Here is an 18071-nt window from a genome sequence, read left to right as displayed (position 1 = left end):
ATATGCCGGTGTTTCTGGATGAGGTCCCTGCAAAAGTCCCCAAAGTCCATCGCCCGGATACACATAAATGGTCAGGGTTATTGGTATTCTTTCTGATTGTTGGCAGCCTGCTGTCATTTTTATTTTGGACTGGTACGAAAGAGGGGGTTATTTTCTGGTTTACCGCGCTTGGCGTTCCCTTGTGTTTTTGGGGGATATTTTTTGGCCTTCGTCGTATTGCATACAAGACAGACCAGGTCTGGGCTGAATCCTGGAATGCTAGTCGCAATACGCTGTGGAATGAAGAGATTCTACGTGGGCAACGTTATGCATGGCTTATCGCTTCAGGTGTTATAACGCAATCTGGAAGCCGAACAGATAAAATACTTTCTGCAATACAATCCTCTTCTCCGGTCATACAAGTACAAAAAACAAGAGAAGGGTCCCTGGTTCGACATTCAAAATTACCTGGATTTGAAGAGCAGCAATCAGCGGAATTCAGCGAAGCCATTAAAACGCTTATTACGCAAATTGAGCCTGTTCTCGAAAAGATCCCATCAGATATTGCTTGTTGTCTGATAGCCGACTTTGATACGCCAGGGATCCCTGATGCATTGCAAATCGCATCAGAGCTCATTCAGTCAGAGACCGGGCGTTCTTTTGTTTTATTCGAAGGCAATGGGTTTGAAGCGCTCGACTGCTGGCTTGATAATGCATGGCATAAACCATCCCTGGTTTTATCTCTCAGTGCAGAGATACGTCAAGTAGCCAGAGAAGGCGAAGGTGAAGCAATAACATTAGCATTAATGCTGAATAGAAAACATCCCGGCATTCATGAGGCTGTGCAATTACGCAGACCTGAAAAATACAAGAATGATTCTCTGACGAAAACACTTTCACGGGCACTGATCTGGAGTCAACTACTACCTGAAGAAGTTAAGGGAAGTTGGATTACTGGATTGAATTTCTCACTGAGCGGGGAATGGCATGTTGCGTGTGAAGAAAATAAATTATCTCTCAATATGGCTGAAGAACATAAAAACATAGATGGTTTCATCGGTTATGGAGGCGTCTCTGCTCCCTGGCTTGCGGTGGCCATATCCTCGATCGTTGCTCGCTCAGGGGCGGCGCAAATAATAGCCGTAGAAACGGATACAAATGAAATCTGGATTGCCGGTGTTACGCCCGGAGATAACACAGTGACACGACAGGACACATTGTGAAAATAAAAACACTTATCGGGAGCATCGTACTCACACTTATTTTTTTTATCTCTATTTTTGTATACCTGTTTATGGCCTGGCCAGAAAAAATGGAGAACTGGACGGGTATCGGCCCGCTCGACAATACCCGGTTGCTGATATGGAGTCTGGTTTTAATCCTTATTATTGGCCTTATTGGCTGGGTGGTCGAAAGATTATTTGAGCGTGCGGGAAAGACGGGTGTCAGGGCGGCCTTCGAGGAAAATAAGAGAAAGTCTACCGGAAATCAGACTTCCTTGATTCTGAAGGATCAAAGTGAGAACGGCTTTTTCAATAGTACAGCGCTCATCGACCACCTCCGCCTGCGCTACGGCCACCGCTGGAAATCGAAAGTCCGCGTGCTGCTGGTTCAGGGGATCGATGACCATATCGAAAAAGTGGTTCCAGGGCTCAAGCGTGACCACTGGCAGGAAAACGGTGGCATTGTCCTGATCCATGCCGGGTCAGCAAAAAACACGCCGGATCCAGAATTTGTTGACGTGCTGAATGAGGTGCGCGCTCAGCGCCCGGTGGACGGTATTGTGCAGGTGATGGACTGCAAACAACTCCCGGATGCTGCCGCGCTGGATACGCTGGTTCGCAGCCGTCAGAAAAGTGATTCGCTGTTTGGCTGGCAGGCGCCGGTCTGGCTGTGGTTTATCCGTGAGGAAGCCTGGAGCCAGCAAGGCGAAGGTATTCCGGCGACAGGCACATTGTTCGGCCCGGGTGCCTCACCGGAAGCTGCGGTTGAGTCACTGTCGACGCTTTCCTTACGTCTGCGTTGCGCGGCTATGCCGGTGTTGCTGAGCGATACTCGCCACAGCTGGCTGCTGCAGTTATCCGATCAACTGCGTGGCCGCCTTAAACAACAGTTAGCCCCATTGCTGGCCAGCCTGATGACCGGGCCGGTACCGTACCGCCTGCGCGGCTTGATGTTCAGCCCTGTGCTGCCAGCAACCTCCACGCTACCGCACGCGCGTCTGAGCCACCCGGCCTGGCAGGCTTTGGAAGATGATTGTCTGCATGTTCACGCCCGCAAAATCGGTTTCCACTGGCAGCGCGCTCTGCGCCTGATGCTGCTGGCGCTGATTGTGCTGTGGGGCGCGGGAACACTGCTTTCTCTGGTGGTTAACCGTGCTCAGATTTATCAGGCTCAGCAAACCGCCCGCGTTGTCGCCGATACAAAGCAACCGTTGACGGAGCGCCTGCGTAATCAGCTTGTTCTGCAGCAGGCTATTGCCCGTCTACAGGACAGGGAAGCGCACGGCGCGCCGTGGTATACACGCTTTGGCCTGAATCAGGACCGTGGGACCCTGAATGCACTCTGGCCTCTGTATGCCCGTAATAACCAGATGCTAATGCGCGATGCGCTGGCTGATGAGCTTCACCGTCAGCTGAACGTATTTGTGGAACTCCCTCCAGCCAGTGATGCACGTACTGCGGGCTCGCAAAAGGCCTATAACCTGCTCAAGGGCTACCTGATGTTGGCGCACCCGGATAAAGCGGATGCGATCTGGCTTGCCGGAAATATGTTGAAAGTCTGGCCGTCCCGCGCTGGCGTTGCCGACAGCGCATGGCAGACCCTGGCCCCGAAACTGCTCGGATTCTATGCCCAGAACCTGCCTGTGCACCCGGAATGGAAAATTAAGCCAGATACAGACCTGGTTGGCGCCGTGCGTCAGATTTTGCTCAAGCAGATTGGACAGCGTAATGCTGAGTCAGGCCTGTATCAGGAGATGCTGCTGCGCATCGCCCGCAACTGGCCAGACTTAACCCTTGCAGATATGACCGGTGATACCGACGCGTCGATCATTTTCAGCACCGAAGAAGTGGTGCCGGGAATGTTTACTCGTCAGGCGTGGGAAGAGCAGGTCGAGAACGCTATTGATGAGGTAGTGAAAACCCGCCGCGATGAAATCGACTGGGTACTGACCGATAACTCCCATCAGGCAGGCAGTGACATTTCACCGCAAGCGCTGAGGCTGCGCCTGACCGGGCGTTATTTCACCGACTTTGGCAATGCCTGGCTGAACATGGCCAACAGCATTCAGTGGCACGAAGCAGAATCTCTGCCCGAAGCGATTGCCCAGCTCAACCTGCTGGCGGATGTGCGTCAGTCGCCGCTGGTGGCGCTGATGAATACGCTGGCCTGGCAGGGGCAGACCGGGATCAAAGGTGAGGCGCTTGCCGATTCGCTGGTGGACTCCGCGAAAAAGCTGGTGGGTCGCAACAAGAACGCCCAGCAGTTCATCAAGCAGGCACAGGGGCCGGAAGGCCCACTGGATAGCGTATTTGGTCCGCTGAATGGCCTGATGGCCGGGAAAGACGGCACGGGCAGCAATGGCAACCTGAGTTTCCAGTCGTGGCTGGCGCGTGTGACGCAGGTGCGCCTCAAACTTCAACAGGTTACCAGTGCCCCGGATCCGCAGGCAATGGCACAGAGGCTGGCCCAGACGGTTTTCCAGGGCAAAGCTATCGATCTGACCGATACCCGCGACTATGGCAGGCTGGTCGCTGCAAGTCTCGGACAGGAGTGGAACGGCTTTGCTCAGGCACTGTTTGTTCAGCCGCTGGATCTGGCCTGGCGTCAGGTGCTGGCTCCGGCGACGGGCAGCCTGAACGCTCGTTGGCAGAGCTCAATTGTATCTCAGTGGAACACGGCGTTTGCCGGGCGCTATCCATTTAAAGCCACGGGAAGTGATGCCTCACTTGCTCTTCTGGCGCAGTTCCTGCGTAGTGATTCCGGTCGTATTGCGGCATTCCTCAAAACCAACCTGGGCAGCATTCTGCATCAGGAAGGCAGCCACTGGGTGGTCGATCCTTCTGCAAGCCAGGGCATGACCGTTAACCCGGCGTTTCTGGCGGCTATCAACCAACTGGCAGATATCTCCGACATTATTTTCGCGCAGGGTGATGCGGGTGTTCATTTTGAACTAATGGCCCGCCCTTCACGTGAGGTTGCGCGGATGCAGCTGACGCTGGACGGTCAAAATCTGGATTACTTCAACCAGATGGAAAGCTGGCAGAGCTTTATCTGGCCCGGGAACACCTATTATCCCGGCGTGGATCTGAGCTGGCGCAGCAATACGGCAGAAATGCGCCTCTATGAACACAATCAGGGCAACTGGGGCTTGATTCGCCTGCTGGACAAAGCGCGGATCACCCCGCTTAACAGCAGCCGCACTCAATTGATGTGGATTACCCCGGATGGCAACTCGCTGAAATTTATTATGCGTAGCGAACTGGGTGATGGCCCGCTGGCGCTGCTGAAACTGCAGGGCTTTCGCTTACCGGAATCTATCTTCTCAGTTAGCACAGATACCGTGAATAACACCTTCGCATCCACGGCGGAGAAATAATATGGCGACTGCAAAAGCATTGCTGGCACTGTGTGTGCCCGATGAAGCGCAACAGTCAGCGCTGCTCGCTCGTCAGCAGGGCAGCCTGTCGCAATGGGATAACTGGCTCAAACCATTAGCGGACGGTGACGGGGCGGGGGAAGACCCGGTCTATGACGATGATTTCCAGTTGATGCGCGAGGAAATCAACAAACTTTCCGGCACCGATGCAGAAAAGCTTTGCCAGCTGGCGGAAAAAATTCTTTGTCGCACTGCCCGGGACGTAAGGGTGGTTACCTGGTATATCTTCGCTCGTCTGCAACGGGAAGGCGAAGCCGGGCTGTGTGAGGGGCTGCAACTGCTGGTGGCCATGTTGACCCGATACGGTGAGCAATGTCATCCGCGCCGCCCGAATGCACGCAAGTCCGCGCTTGAGTGGCTGAACAGTACAAAGATGCAGGACACGCTTTCACTGTGGCCGGATGCAAACCGTGAGCAGACCTCACGGACGGCATCCGTGCTGAGTTTGCTGGATAGCCAACTGGAAAGCTGGCCGGAACGTGAATGTCCCTCTCTCGACGGTTTATCCCGCGCGCTGGAAATCCGTCTGGCAGGCTCCGGTGGGCTGGATGGTTTAACACCGCAAAACACCAGTACAGCCGAAAGTTCCCCTGTTTCAACGGTCAGGCAGTCCTCCCCGGATATCGTTGTTAAGTCCGAGGGTGAGCTTTTAAGTCAGTCGAAAGTGCTTTCTCGTTGGCTGGCCGATCGGCAGGATGGCTGGCTGGCATCGCACCGGCTGATGAAAGTGATTCGCTGGGATACTGTGGGGCAAATCCCGGCGCTGGATGCCAGCGGCCGCACCCGTCTTTCATCGCCCAAACCGGATTATCGTGCTCAGCTTAAGCGCTTGTATCTGCAGCAGAACTGGACGGAGCTGGTGGAGCAGGCCAGCACCATGTTCTGCGAAGGGGGCAACCGCTTCTGGCTCGATCTGCAGTGGTATCTCTGGCAAGGGCTGGCCCGAGCCGGACACCCCTGGGATGGCTGGGCGGACTACATTCTCAGCGATCTTAAACTGCTGCTGGCCCGTCTGCATGGTCTCGAACAGCTATGCTGGAGCGATGGCACGCCGTTTGCTGATGAAGTGACGCTGACGTGGATTGCTGAAAAGGTGAACGACGATATGTCGGGGTTTGGCAATGAATCTGCCGCGGTTACTGGCGGAGGACAAACGGATGACATTCTCGCGCTGGAAGCCGAGGCAATGGAAAAGGGCGATAGCGACGGCCCGGAAGCGGCGCTTGGTTGGCTTCAGAGTCGTCCGGGTATGGATTCTCCCCGCAGGCGCTGGTTGCTGCGTCTGCTGATGGCCCGCGTTGCCGAGCAGTTCGGCCGCAATGAAATGGCGCTTCACCTGCTCGGTGAACTCACAAGTAGCGCACCACAACTCACCCTCAACGACTGGGAACCTGCGCTGCTTTTTGAAGTGCAGGCCCGCCGCCTGAAGCTGTTGCGCCTTAAAGCAGGTCGCAGCGAAAGCGATAAAACCCGCCTCGTCCCTGAAATGGACGAGCTGCTGGCTGGCCTGATTGCCATCGATCCCGCCCGGGCGATGGTGCTATGCGGCTGATAGGCCGCACCTGATTTTCTCTTTTTTGACTACCACGACATTCAGGAAAACCGTGCATGGATGATTTAACCCTGCGCTATTACGAAGCCGAGATGCGCTACCTGCGCGAAGCGGGTAAAGAATTTGCCCGCGCCCACCCCGATCGCGCAGCCATGCTCAATCTGGATAAAACCGGGGCCCGCGATCCGTACGTCGAGCGCCTGTTTGAAGGGTTTGCCTTTCTGATGGGGCGCCTGCGTGAAAAGCTCGACGATGACCTGCCGGAGCTGACCGAAGGGCTGGTAAGCCTGCTCTGGCCACACTATATGCGCACCATTCCGTCACTTTCCGTGGTGGCGTTTGATCCGGAATGGCAGCAACTGAAGCAGGCTGAAATTCTGCCAGAAGGCTTCTCGGTGCTGTCGCGTCCGGTTGGTCCGGACAAGACCGTCTGCCAATACCGCACGACCCGCGATATCACCCTGCAGCCACTTTATCTGGCAGATGCCCGTTTGCAGACTGAGCCTGACGGGCGCGCCGCCATTCGCCTGCGCTTTGAGTGCGGCAGCAAGGTGGACTGGGCCAAAAGCGGCATTGATAAAGTCGCTCTCTACCTGGATGCCGAAAGCCCGGTGGCGTCTGCTCTGCATCTGGCGCTGACCCGTCGGGTGCATGCGATGTATGCCCGGCACGCAGCGACCCACACCGGGCGCATCCGCTTTAACGGCTGGTGCAAGCCGATGGGCTTTGAAGATAACGAACGTCTGTGGCCGAAAGGCGATTCTGCGTTCAGCGGCTATCAGTTGCTGCTGGAGTATTTCAGCTTCCGCCAGAAGTTTATGTTCGTTGAGCTGCGTGGGCTCGAACTGGTGGGATTCACCCCGGATACCACCTGGTTTGAAACCGACATTGTGCTCGATGGCGGCTGGCCGTCCGATATACCGTTTGCCACCGAAAACTTCCGCCTGCACTGCTCGCCGGTCATTAACCTCTTCACCCTGGAAGCGGACCCGCTGACCATCGACCCTCTGGAAAATGAATACTTGCTGCGTCCGCTGCGCGTTCAGGACGGTCACACGGAAATCTACAGCGTCGATAACATCCACGGCGCGGTGAAAAACGGTAAGCACCCTTACGTACCGTTCACCAGCTTCCGTCATCGCGGCGGCATGATGCGCTTTGACGCACCGGAGCGTTATTTTCACACCCGCGTGAAGCGTGGCCCGTCCGGTCTGTATGACACATGGCTTATCCTCGGTGGCCGTTCGTTTGAGCTGGAGCAGCTTTCTGAAAAGCCAGAATCGCTGTCCATGCGTATCACCTGCACCAACGGGCAAATACCCCGCAAGGCGCTCGAAAGCACGCTGCTCGACCGGGTGATGAAGGCCGGTAAGGTGGCGGTGAAGGTCCTGAATCTCAGTGCGCCGACCCTGCCGCTCTATCCGCCAGCAAACGATCGTTTTCACTGGCGCGTCATGAGTCATCTGGGCTCCAGCTTCTTAAGCATGATGGATAACCCGGAAGTGCTGCGTGGCACGCTGGCGCTGTATGACTGGACCGACGATGAGATGAGTCGCCGCCGTCTGGAAGCTATTGTGGCGGTGAAGCACACCCTGGTGCGCCGCTTTGAACGTGGCTACATGCTGCGCGGGGTTGAGATTGAAGTTACGCTCAATGCTGACAACTTTGCCGGGGAGGGGGATGTGAATCTCTTTGGCGAAATGCTGCACCGCTTCTTTGCGCTGTACGCCGATGTTCACCTCTTCAATCAGCTCACATTGGTACTGCAACCAACAGGGAAACGACTGCGATGGAAAGAGAGTCACAGCCAGCACGTGCCGGGCTGACAGAACACCTTGGCAAAGAAATCTGGCGGGTTAACTTTTACCGGTTTTGCCAGTTGCTTGAGCAGGAGAATCCCGACGCGCCATTGCTGGGTACCGCTGAGAAACCAGCTGCCGATCCGGTGCGCTTTCGCCCCTGGCCGGGGATGGGGTTTCCGGCCAGTGAATTACGCACCGTTGAAACGGATGAAGAGCATCCGGAGCTGCCGCCCACGGTTCGCACCACGTTCCTCGGGATGTACGGCGTGGATTCGCCGCTACCGACCGCTTATCTGGACGATATCGCTCAGCGGCGGGAAGGATATGAGGCTACAACGGCTTTTCTCGATATCTTTAGCCACCGCATCATTACGCAGTACTACCGTATCTGGCGTAAATACGCGTACCCGGCGACGTTTGCAGCGGGCGGTACCGATGAGACTTCGCAATGTCTGCTGGGGCTGGTAGGCCTGGGTATTCCCGGTACTGCTGAAAACGTGGCAACCCCGGTTTCCCGTTTTCTGGCACTACTGGGTGCTATGCGCCTGCCGACCCGAAATGCCGAAGGTATTCGCCAACTGGTTGGCCTGCTGGCACCGGGTACCACCGCAACGATTATTAGCCCGGATCCGGTCAACGTGCAGGTGGCTCAGCGCAGTGGGCTGGGGAAAGAAAATCGTGTTTACCTGTCGCAGCGCGCCACGCTTGGTAAAAGCGGCAAAGAGGCCTGCAGCCGTATTCTGCTGATGCTGGCGACCAACAGCCCGATCGAGGCCAAAGGCTGGCTTCCTGGTGGTCAGCTACACACTGACCTGATGGTGCTGCTGCGCGTGTATCTGGGCTATCGCTCAGATGTTCGCCTGCGCCTGACCGTACCGGTGAGTTTGCTGCCTGAGCCGCGTCTTGGGCAAAAGCACCGCATCCAGCTTGGCCGTACCGGCATTCTGGGGGTGAAAAACGGCAAACCTGGTAAGCGCCGCTATCTGACAGTCAGCCTGGGCTGCTATGAAGGGCTGGATTGCAAACCTCTGCATCCGGCCCAGGATGGCGGTTACCGCTTTGACTAATTCTGCTATTTATTGAAAGGAATCTCTGAATGACATCCGTTTCCCTGCGACAGATTGTTCTGTTCGCCCTCTGTGGGCTGCTCGCCGGTTGCGGCCTGAGCCAGTCCGTCTCCGATGGTGCAGTCAGCATGACCAAATCGATTTTCTACAAAAAAATAAAAGTACTACGCCTCGATTTTGAACCGCGCTCGGCGGCCAATGCCGATGAAGCGCAGACGCCGCTGGCGACCATGGTCCGCGTCTATCAACTGAAGGACCGCCAGAAGGTGGATGCCGCAGACTACCAGACACTGCTGCGTGAAGCCGATACGGTACTGAAAGAGGATATTGTGGCGAGCAAATCCCTGCTGGTGATGCCTAAAGGCAGCATGATGCTCAATATGCTGATGGATGAAGAGGCGCAATATGTCGCGGTTATCGGGTTATTCAACCGTCCGGATATGAAAAACAACACTTGGCGGCTGCTGTTGAGCCGCGATGAACTCGACCCGGGCAAGCCGCGTACCATCGAACTGGGTAATGGTTTCCTGATGCTGCTTCCTGTTAAGGAGTGACAACAATGGCGATGGATAACCGGCTGGCCCTGTTTGACGGCCAGACTCGCTACATACTTGAAATAAACGACAGCCGGGTAAAACCGGATGTGCTGAACTTTCATGGGCGCGAGGCGTTGAGTCAGCCCTCGAAGTGGCGCATTGAGTTCACCACGCGGCACAGCGATGTGGCGGCAGAAGATGTCCTGCTGAAATATGCCACGCTGCGCATGCTCAGTGGCCGGGAAGTCCACGGCGTGATTATGGCGTTTGAATGGCAGGGCTCAACCAGTGACCAGACGCACTACAGCGTGACGCTCTCATCCAGACTGGCGCTGCTCTCGCATACCCGACGCTGTGCTGTGTACCAGAACCTTTCTGTGCCGGAGTTGGTGGAACAGGTGCTGCGCAGGCATGGTCTGGAAGGTGCGGATTTTGAGTTTCGTCTGGAGAAGAGCTACCCGCAGCGCGAGCTCATCACCCAGTGGCGTGAAAGTGACCTGCAGTTTATCCGGCGAATTCTTTCAGAAGTCGGCATCTGGTTCCGTACCGGGGTGAATGATGTCACCGGGCTGGATGCAGTGACCTTTGCCGACAGTCAGCTGTTCTACCAGTTTGGTGAGTATCTGCCATACGAAGATCCGTCTGCGTTGTATGACGGTGCAGCCGAATCTGTTTGGGGTCTGCGAGCCTGGCACAACACGGTGACCGGGCTGGTCCGCACTCGGGACTACAACTATCGCACTGCGACCACGCCGATGGATTCTGCTGTCACCGTCAAAAACAATGCCACCACCACGGGAGAACACTACCACTACGCCGCTCCTTTTCTGGTCGCCGGTGATGACGGTACGTCTGAGCCGGAAACCGAAAGCGGGGCGTTTTATGCCCGTATTCACCACGAGCGAGAACTGAATAAAGCGACCAGGCTGCACCTGTTCAGCAACGCCGCATATCTGACGCCGGGCATGGTGCTGGAAGCGGATGGCAACAACCTTAATGATCTGAAAGAGGGCATGCTGATTACACTCACCACATACCGGGCCGCGCGCGACAGCCGCCTGCATGTGTCAGTGTGGGGCATACCGTACAGCGAACAATTCTCCTTCCGCCCAAAGGAAGAGCCGCGTCCGAAGATAAATGGCACGCTCCCGGCTCGTATTGAAAGTCGGGAGAAGGGTGATATCTATGCCTGGCTGGACAATCAGGGCCGTTATCGTGTGGAGATGGACTTCAGCCGCGAAGATGCAGAGCCGGGCTACAACTCTCTGTGGATTCGCCAGGCGAAGCCGTATTCCGGTGACATATACGGTTGGCATATGCCGCTGATTGACGGTACGGAAGTGGGCATTGCTTATGATGATGGGGATATTGACCGCCCGTATATCGCCCACGCATTCCATGATTCAGAACATCAGGATATCGTCACTCGCGATAACCGTAGCCAGAACATTCTGCGCACGGCGGCAAACAACGAACTGCGAATGGAAGACCAGCGCGGGCAGGAACATATTGCGCTCGCCACGCTATTCGGCGGCACGCAGTTGAATCAGGGCCATATCGTTGATGAGCAAAATAAGCCGCGGGGCTCAGGCTTCGAATTGCGCACCGATGAATATGGCGTCATCCGCGTGGCTAAAGGGTTGTTCATTACCGCCGATGGTCAGCAGAAAGCCGCAGGTGACGTGTTAGATATGAAACGGCGCTGAATGAAATTGCAGTCTGCCAGCAGCAAATCAAAGCCCTTTCCGCCGCCGCAGAACAGGCGAAGGCGCTGGAAGCCGATATCGAAAGTCAGAAAGCGATGTTCGAGCAGCGGCTGAAACCCCTGAACGAAATGATTCACTTCCATGGCCCGCAAGGAGTGGCCTTCGCCAGCGGCGAACATATGCAAATGACCGCCAGCAAGAACGTGGCGATGAATGTGGGTGGGGATTTTAGCAGTGGGGCATCAGGAACACGGCAATTCTTGCCGGTGAAGAGATAGGCCTGTTCGCACGCACGGGTTCTCTGACCCTGAACGCCAGCGAAGGTCCGGTGCAAATCCAGGCGCAGAACGGCGCGATGCACTTATCCGCAGAACAAAAACTGAGCCTGATATCCGCAAGCGACATGTTGTTTGCGGGCAAGAAGAAAGTGACGCTAATCGGTGGCGGCAGCTATCTGAAAATCGAAGGCGGAAAGATCGAATACGGCACAGATATGACGTACACGCGTAAGATCAAGCGGACGACCACAACAGGAAGTGCCGCTCAGGAAGCAAATCTACCAGAAATGCCAGCTGTCTTGCCTGCATTATCTTGTGGTCCAAATGCTGCGTGCTTCAGGGTTTCTGATGCACTGACAGGTGCCGAAGATATGGAGTTCGCCTACCAAATGCAAACTCCAACAGGTGCGGTTCAGGGAAGAACTGACACCGCCCTGACACATACGGTGAATTCAGATACAGAAGAAAACGTTTCACTGGATTATGTATATCAGCTAAGAGCAGGGACAAGGTAATGGCAGTTTCATCAACGACTACAACTAAAGAACAGGAACAGCAAGAAAAGAAAGTCAGTGTGGAATTTTTCCATATAGATATGATCCCTGATGCGATGAGGAAAATGGGATGGGAAACGGCTCCTAAATTAATGGAACATTGGTTTAGTATTCCCTCAGCTTATTCATTTGATAAAGAATCAAAAACAACATTACTTAAATACGACGCAAGAGACATTCCTCCTTCAAAGGTCAATGACAATATCGTAAAGATGAAATGGGCAAATCAGTATCCACTAGTTAGGGATGGTATCGAGAAGTTAAAGGCTACATGGAATACATATAATGGAAGGAAAGAATTAAGAAAACATATTGTCAGCATGAAACTTTTGGAGGGGGAAAGTGTTGCAATTGGCTTTTCTGACGATGTAAAAGAGCTTGATGCAGTAGCTCAGGCCAATTACCTAAGAATCGGTGGTAAATTTGACACTATTAACGACTGGTATGGTGCAATAGGTACGTGTAACCTAAAGGTATGTATTCGCGGGAGTGTGAAGTTGCTCGAGGGTAAATATTACCTAACGGTTAAATTTTTAGGGTTTTATATTAAAGATACATATGATTTTCTGGATGATGAAAAATTCGGACTAGATCTGCCTGAGTTTCTAGGGGTTTGGGGGGAGAAAAGAATATTAAATAAAGCAGAAACAATTTCGTATATGTCATCATATGGTGTGGGTGCGTTTGGTCATTTAGTCCAAATGTTCTCTGGCTTTGTTCCTGTTTTTAACTCTGATTTCAGGAAGTGGCAAAAAAAGCACAATGCTGGTGGTGACTATATAGTGTTTTCAGATTTAATGTGGATCCCCCCTTTAGAAAAGGATTGTCTGGTGATTCTATGAGAAAAAATAAAAAGCTAAATTTTTTGCTATGCATTTTAATTTTTATTCTGTGGGTGATTCTATCACCTACAGCTTTTTTTGGGAATTTTAACCAGGCGCACGAGCAAACAAGCGAGGATGGGATGTATAGAATTGTAGCCTATTATGTTTTGCCGACCACGCCTGTATCGTTTTTTCAATGGGTATTTAATGGTGATGTTTTCTTAGTTCTCTATGATAAGCATAATAACTATTTAGGACAAAGTTCGCCTTTTGGGTTTTCGGATCAATTTGATATTTTTGGAAACGCTATCTTTTTTCCTGATGACGCTGATGGTAACGAAAAGTCATTTTCTATTAATGGAGTCAACGATTTTACTGAAGGATATACAATACCGGTCGAGCACAAAAAATGGTGGAGCATATTTTATTCATTGTTTTATTAAAGGTATTCAACAGCAATAACCACTCTTTATTGTAGATCCCCCTATGAACAGACGCTGCTCCCGGTGGGGATTATATTATTCTGTCTGACGTGCATTGGATGAAACCCCTGGAGTCAGATAGGGTAATTTATTTATGAAATTAATGAAAAATAAACTTCAAACCAGAATGATTGTGCTGGTGTTCGTCGTTATTTACTCGATTTTCCCTACGACTGTTTTTTATGGTGAGCATAATAAGTTGTTTGAAAATACAAGTCCCGATAATTCATTTAGGGTGGCAGTGTATAAAACAGGGGTGTACAATATTTACGCATTATACAAATACATGAATAATGAAGACTATTTCTTTGTGGTTTATGATAAATGCGCGAATGTTGTATTTAAACCTTCTTTATGGTTCGGTGCCAGCCAATCTGTAGTTTATGGTGGATTTTATTTTTCTAAGCATAATCGGAGTAAATTATTCTTTCCGACAAATGAGGGGGTAGATTCAACAGAATTAGAAAACACGCTAGGCTGTTCGTTATAGTAATTTAAAGCACTATCGATTCGGACAAAACTAAAATAGCCCATAAAATTTGACTTTATGGTGGAGCTAATTTTTTGTAATTGTATTTATTAATCACAATTATCAAACAATAGAAGAAGATGCTACATAATACTCCCTCTCTCTGTGAAATTCTTTATGGCAACTTCGCTGGTGGTCTGGATCTTCATCATGTCAGCGAGCAAAACCAGGTGATCTTGTCCGTACTCGACAACATGCAACGGATCCTCAACTGTCGCGCAGGTACGCTGGCACACCTGCCGGATTATGGTCTGCCGGATATGACCAAAATCCTCCAGGGCATGCCGGGGACTGCCCATGAACTGATGGGCACATTATCGACCGTACTGCTCAGATACGAGCCACGCCTGAACAAAATCGCCGTTGTCCTGCTGGAACAGGAAATTCCCGGTGAGCTGCGCTATGCCATTGATGCTGAACTTAAAGGTATTGGCCTGGTGCGCTATGGCACGGAGTTTATGCCCGAAGGACGGGTTCTGTTGCGACATCTTAAGCAACAGCAGTATCTCGACACGACAACCCGGATGTAAAGCCAGATAACACCATCTCAGTAAAATCTTGCTGAATATCAGCGATTACTGGAAGAGGCCCTGCTTACCGCTGAAGGTGCACACAGGGAAAATCTGGAAATACAGCGCCTTAAACTGGAACAAAAAATCCTGGATGTGCATCGGCAATGTAGAAAGCTAAGCCGCATAAATAATAACCCTCCTGTGCTGCATATTAATTAAATGGACAACTGGTCATGAATGACATTCCCTACCGTAAAATTAAAACTGGCGGTGACCCACGTACGCTGGCGGATTATGCGGCTCTGCGCGATGAACTGGGCAAATTGACTCATCCGGCTCGTCCGGATGTCAGCTGGCAGCATGTAGAAAAACTCTGCCTCTCACTGTTCGGGCAAAATGGCGTGGAACTGCAAACTGCGGCCTGGTATACGCTTGCACGAACCCAACTGGCAGGAGTGTCCGGCCTTAATGAAGGTCTGGCAATACTGGAGGCCCTTATAAGCCACCAGTGGGGAGCGCTCTGGCCACAGCCGGTCCATGCGCGGATGGAGATCCTCAGTAACCTGAGCCTGCGTCTACAGCAAGTGATGCGTACTCTTCCACTTCACTACAGTGACCTCAGCCAGCTTTACACAGCAGAACAGCAATTTACCAGCCTTGGGACGATACTTGAGCGCCTGGAGCTTAAGCACCTGAGCCAGTTCGATACCTTGCGGACGCTGATGCACAATAATGCTGTCAGGCTGGAAAACAGCGACGGCGCATCGGGTGTTGTTCAGCCCGGCATCCTGTTGCCCCCGGAGATAATGGATGGGGCGAAAATAACGCTAAAAATGCCTTCTGCGCTGCCTCTTCCACAGAAAAATACGACGAGGTGGGTATATATTCCCCAACCGGAACGTCAGCCGAATGTGGACGTTCTGTCAGTGATACCGGCGCCGGTAAAAAAATGGAAATTTTTCACTGCGGGGATGGGTACCATGCTGGCGATCGGCGCTGCAACGCTATGGGGCTGGCACGTTTTGCATCGACCTGATCCGCTACAGGCTCAGCTTGCAGCATCTCTGGCACCGTTGCCTGCAATTCTCACCCCTGAGCAGCGGGAATCGCTGAGACAGCAGGCTCCTCTGGAGCAAGCCTTCATTACGCAGACACAGCAGCAACTTGCCCGCCTGGATAAACTTCCCCCTGACTGGAACATTGCCTACAGTCGGCAGTTAATTGAGCAGGCTCAGGCGCTGTGGCCGGAGCAGGCTAAATCCCTGGTTTTACAAGGGCAGCAACAGCGTAATGCCAGCGCGTTGTCAAAAGAAAACCTGGACGGCTGGCATCAGGGGATGACAAAGCTAAAACAGCTGAGCGAGCGACTGAACAAGCTGGACGAGCAGAAGGGAAGATACATGACGGTCAGCGAACTGAAGTCAGTCGTATTTTCCGCCATGCAATCCTTTAATCAAACCATACCGGCCGAAGAACAATTGCGGGCACTGTCGCTGACCCCGGCTGGCCAGACTTTATCTCTGGCTGATAAGACCCAACTGGAGATGCGTCTGAAGCAACTGATTACCCGTTATGCAGAAATAAAACAGAGTGCATCGGAATAAATGGCAGCCCGTTAAGAGACTGAACATCATTTATAAGTACACATACTATATGTTTACTTACTACCTCTGATGGGGGAATTTTATGAACAAAGATAACGTCTGGAGTAAGTCCTACACGCTCGCTGTAAACAGCAAGCCGAAAGCAATATGGCAGGCATTTATCGACACAGATAACTGGAAGCGATGGAACCCTGGCGTAAAGTCAATCACTATCGAGGGGCCATTTCATACGGGAACATGGTTCACGATGGAGTTACCTGAAGGTGATATTGTTCGTAGTCGGCTTATCGATGTTTCTGAAGAAAAGTATTTCATTGATGAGAGCAGGGTAGATGAAACGCTGGTCAAAGTTGAACACCGTATTGAAGCATCAGCGACTGGTCACTGCATGTTGATTTATGCTATCAGCACGCAAGGTCCGCAGGCTCAGGCTTTCGGAGAGGGAATAAGCTCGGACTTCCCAGAGGTGATGGCGGGGCTGGCAAAATACCTTGCCGAAACAGGTTCAATGTAAATGACATCAGAAAATAAGCCTCTTCCCAGCGCTTTCGAAGGGCCGTACGATAGCCCCGGCTATTTACTGTGGAGAGTGTCAAACAGCTGGCAACGCGAACAACGAAATGCCCTGCAACACTTAGGCCTGACACACACAGTTTGTCGTTCTGGCTGTAGCCAGTTGGTTTGAGGAAAAGGAGGAGCTGACGCAAATACGGTTATCACAGCTAACCGGTAGCGATACGATGACGATATCCCAGGTCGTTCGTGTCCTTGAAAAAGCAGGCTATCTGGAGCGTATTCCGCATCAAAAAGACACGCGCTCCAAAGTGATTAGGGTAACAACAGCGGGTCGGGAGCTGGCTGAACAAGCCGTGCAGGTTGTAGAAGCAACCGATAAAAAATTTTTTATGCCGCTTGAGGATAATGGAAAATCCCTGATTACCTTGTTCCGAAAACTTCTCCGATAGCCCCGACAAACGCTCCGCAGCAGGAAGTTTTTGAGATGCATAAAGATAAAGAGTTTCGTTTATATCGCCCCTTGAAGGGGATTACGCATACTTTCGGCGAAGAGTGGTTTGCGTTGAAAGCAGAGGCCTTCGCACGTTTTTTCGGTACGCCGACATTCCTTATTGGGCAGACTATCGCGGTGATCGTGTGGATTACTCTGAACGCTGCAGGCGTTGTGAAGTTTGACCCTTATCCCTTTATTTTGCTCAACCTGGCGTTCAGCATTCAGGCTGCTTATGCAGCTCCGCTGATCCTGTTGGCGCAAACCCGACAGGCGGAGCGCGATCAGGCGCATGCGCTGGCGGATGCGCAGCACCGCGAAGACCTGGACGACGCAATGGCGAAACGCCAGATGCTGGCCGAGGAGCAGTCGGCACAACTGTTGGAATTGCTGAAACAAAATACGCATCTGACTGAGCTGACCCGGCAAATGGCCGAGCGTATCGAAACGCTCGCAACGCAGCTTGCGCAGCGTGAGTTGCGCTGACAGCAACAGTCAATTTCTGGCGGCGGGTTTCCACAACCTGGCCTGCTGCCAGACAGTTGGCAGTTATTTCAGATATAAAAAACCGAAATCAGGGAACAGACTCCGGATTGCCTTTTGGTATCAGGATCGTTCGGACCATCGCTACTGTCTGTCTGCGGACGTCACCGTAAAGTTTCAGGATTCATGAATTTAGCAATATCCGCTTCTGACCCCAAGCTAACCGCCTGAAAAGTAGCCCCGGCAGGGGAGATTATTCGTTTTCCAGGCGGGCCGCATATACCCCTTCCATTGTGAATGTACATATATCGATGTGTATCCACCGCTGCCCCGTCATGGTGCGAAAGTTTGCACCATGCACAATATCCTGACAATTACCTGCTGATTTACGAATGATCATGTGCAATGTGCCCACTTCGTTGTGTGGCCTCTGCCCAGATATTTTTGGCATATCTCTTGCTCTTTATTGCATAGCCATTCAGATAGCCACTCAGAGG

14 protein-coding genes and 1 pseudogene are annotated in these 18071 nt (G+C 52.4%); all 15 read left to right on the top strand.

Annotation, left to right across the window (positions count from 1 at the left end):
- Positions 1-2: 2 nt before the first annotated feature.
- Positions 3-1202, top strand: a complete 1200-nt coding sequence (locus C0557_RS17440; RefSeq protein WP_208659826.1) for a hypothetical protein — start codon at positions 3-5, stop codon at positions 1200-1202.
- Entirely contained in the window at positions 1199-4579 is a 3381-nt protein-coding gene (locus C0557_RS17435) for an ImcF-related family protein (protein ID WP_208659824.1), read from the top strand. The genes C0557_RS17440 and C0557_RS17435 overlap by 4 nt, the downstream gene beginning before the upstream one ends.
- Before the next feature lies 1 nt (position 4580).
- Positions 4581-6191 (top strand): type VI secretion system protein TssA, encoded by a 1611-nt coding sequence (gene tssA, locus C0557_RS17430; RefSeq protein WP_208659822.1) that lies wholly within the window; start codon positions 4581-4583, stop codon positions 6189-6191.
- A 56-nt stretch (positions 6192-6247) separates the two neighbouring features.
- Positions 6248-8017, top strand: coding sequence for a type VI secretion system baseplate subunit TssF (gene tssF, locus C0557_RS17425; RefSeq protein WP_208659819.1), 1770 nt, complete (start codon positions 6248-6250; stop codon positions 8015-8017).
- Positions 7981-9060 carry a type VI secretion system baseplate subunit TssG gene (gene tssG, locus C0557_RS17420; protein ID WP_208659817.1) on the top strand — a complete coding sequence of 360 codons (1080 nt, stop codon included), beginning with the start codon at positions 7981-7983 and terminating at the stop codon, positions 9058-9060. Before tssF ends, tssG begins: the two co-directional genes overlap by 37 nt.
- A 29-nt stretch (positions 9061-9089) precedes the next feature.
- Positions 9090-9614, top strand: a complete 525-nt coding sequence (gene tssJ, locus C0557_RS17415) for a type VI secretion system lipoprotein TssJ (RefSeq protein WP_208659815.1) — start codon at positions 9090-9092, stop codon at positions 9612-9614.
- An 11-nt stretch (positions 9615-9625) separates the two neighbouring features.
- Positions 9626-12095: pseudogene (locus tag C0557_RS17410) on the top strand (type VI secretion system Vgr family protein).
- Positions 12095-12976 (top strand): DUF6402 family protein, encoded by an 882-nt coding sequence (locus C0557_RS17405; RefSeq protein ID WP_208659813.1) that lies wholly within the window; start codon positions 12095-12097, stop codon positions 12974-12976. Before C0557_RS17410 ends, C0557_RS17405 begins: the two are co-directional and overlap by 1 nt.
- Positions 12973-13401, top strand: coding sequence for a DUF6201 family protein (locus tag C0557_RS17400; protein WP_208659811.1), 429 nt, complete (start codon positions 12973-12975; stop codon positions 13399-13401). Before C0557_RS17405 ends, C0557_RS17400 begins: the two co-directional genes overlap by 4 nt.
- 133 nt (positions 13402-13534) lie before the next feature.
- Entirely contained in the window at positions 13535-13930 is a 396-nt protein-coding gene (locus C0557_RS17395) for a hypothetical protein (RefSeq protein WP_208659809.1), read from the top strand.
- Between the two features lie 119 nt (positions 13931-14049).
- Positions 14050-14499 carry a type VI secretion system baseplate subunit TssE gene (gene tssE / locus C0557_RS17390; RefSeq protein ID WP_208659807.1) on the top strand — a complete coding sequence of 150 codons (450 nt, stop codon included), beginning with the start codon at positions 14050-14052 and terminating at the stop codon, positions 14497-14499.
- A gap of 215 nt (positions 14500-14714) precedes the next feature.
- Entirely contained in the window at positions 14715-16085 is a 1371-nt protein-coding gene (locus C0557_RS17385; RefSeq protein WP_208659805.1) for a VasL domain-containing protein, read from the top strand.
- Positions 16086-16167: 82 nt separating this feature from the next.
- Complete coding sequence (locus C0557_RS17380) at positions 16168-16599, top strand: polyketide cyclase (protein WP_208659803.1); 432 nt, start codon at positions 16168-16170, stop codon at positions 16597-16599.
- 148 nt (positions 16600-16747) lie between these two features.
- The gene (locus C0557_RS17375) at positions 16748-17050 is read left to right on the top strand and encodes a MarR family transcriptional regulator (RefSeq protein WP_208663007.1); all 303 of its coding nucleotides are present in this window, start codon (positions 16748-16750) and stop codon (positions 17048-17050) included.
- A 35-nt stretch (positions 17051-17085) separates the two neighbouring features.
- Positions 17086-17577 (top strand): DUF1003 domain-containing protein, encoded by a 492-nt coding sequence (locus C0557_RS17370; protein WP_208659801.1) that lies wholly within the window; start codon positions 17086-17088, stop codon positions 17575-17577.
- The last annotated feature ends 494 nt before the right edge of the window (positions 17578-18071 follow it).

Origin of the sequence: Kosakonia sp. MUSA4 (assembly GCF_013085925.1) — a bacterium.
In the GTDB taxonomy this organism is placed as follows: Bacteria; Pseudomonadota; Gammaproteobacteria; order Enterobacterales; family Enterobacteriaceae; genus Kosakonia; species Kosakonia sacchari_B.
Note: the sequence above shows the minus strand (reverse complement) of the source record. Positions and strands in the feature narration are given on the sequence as shown.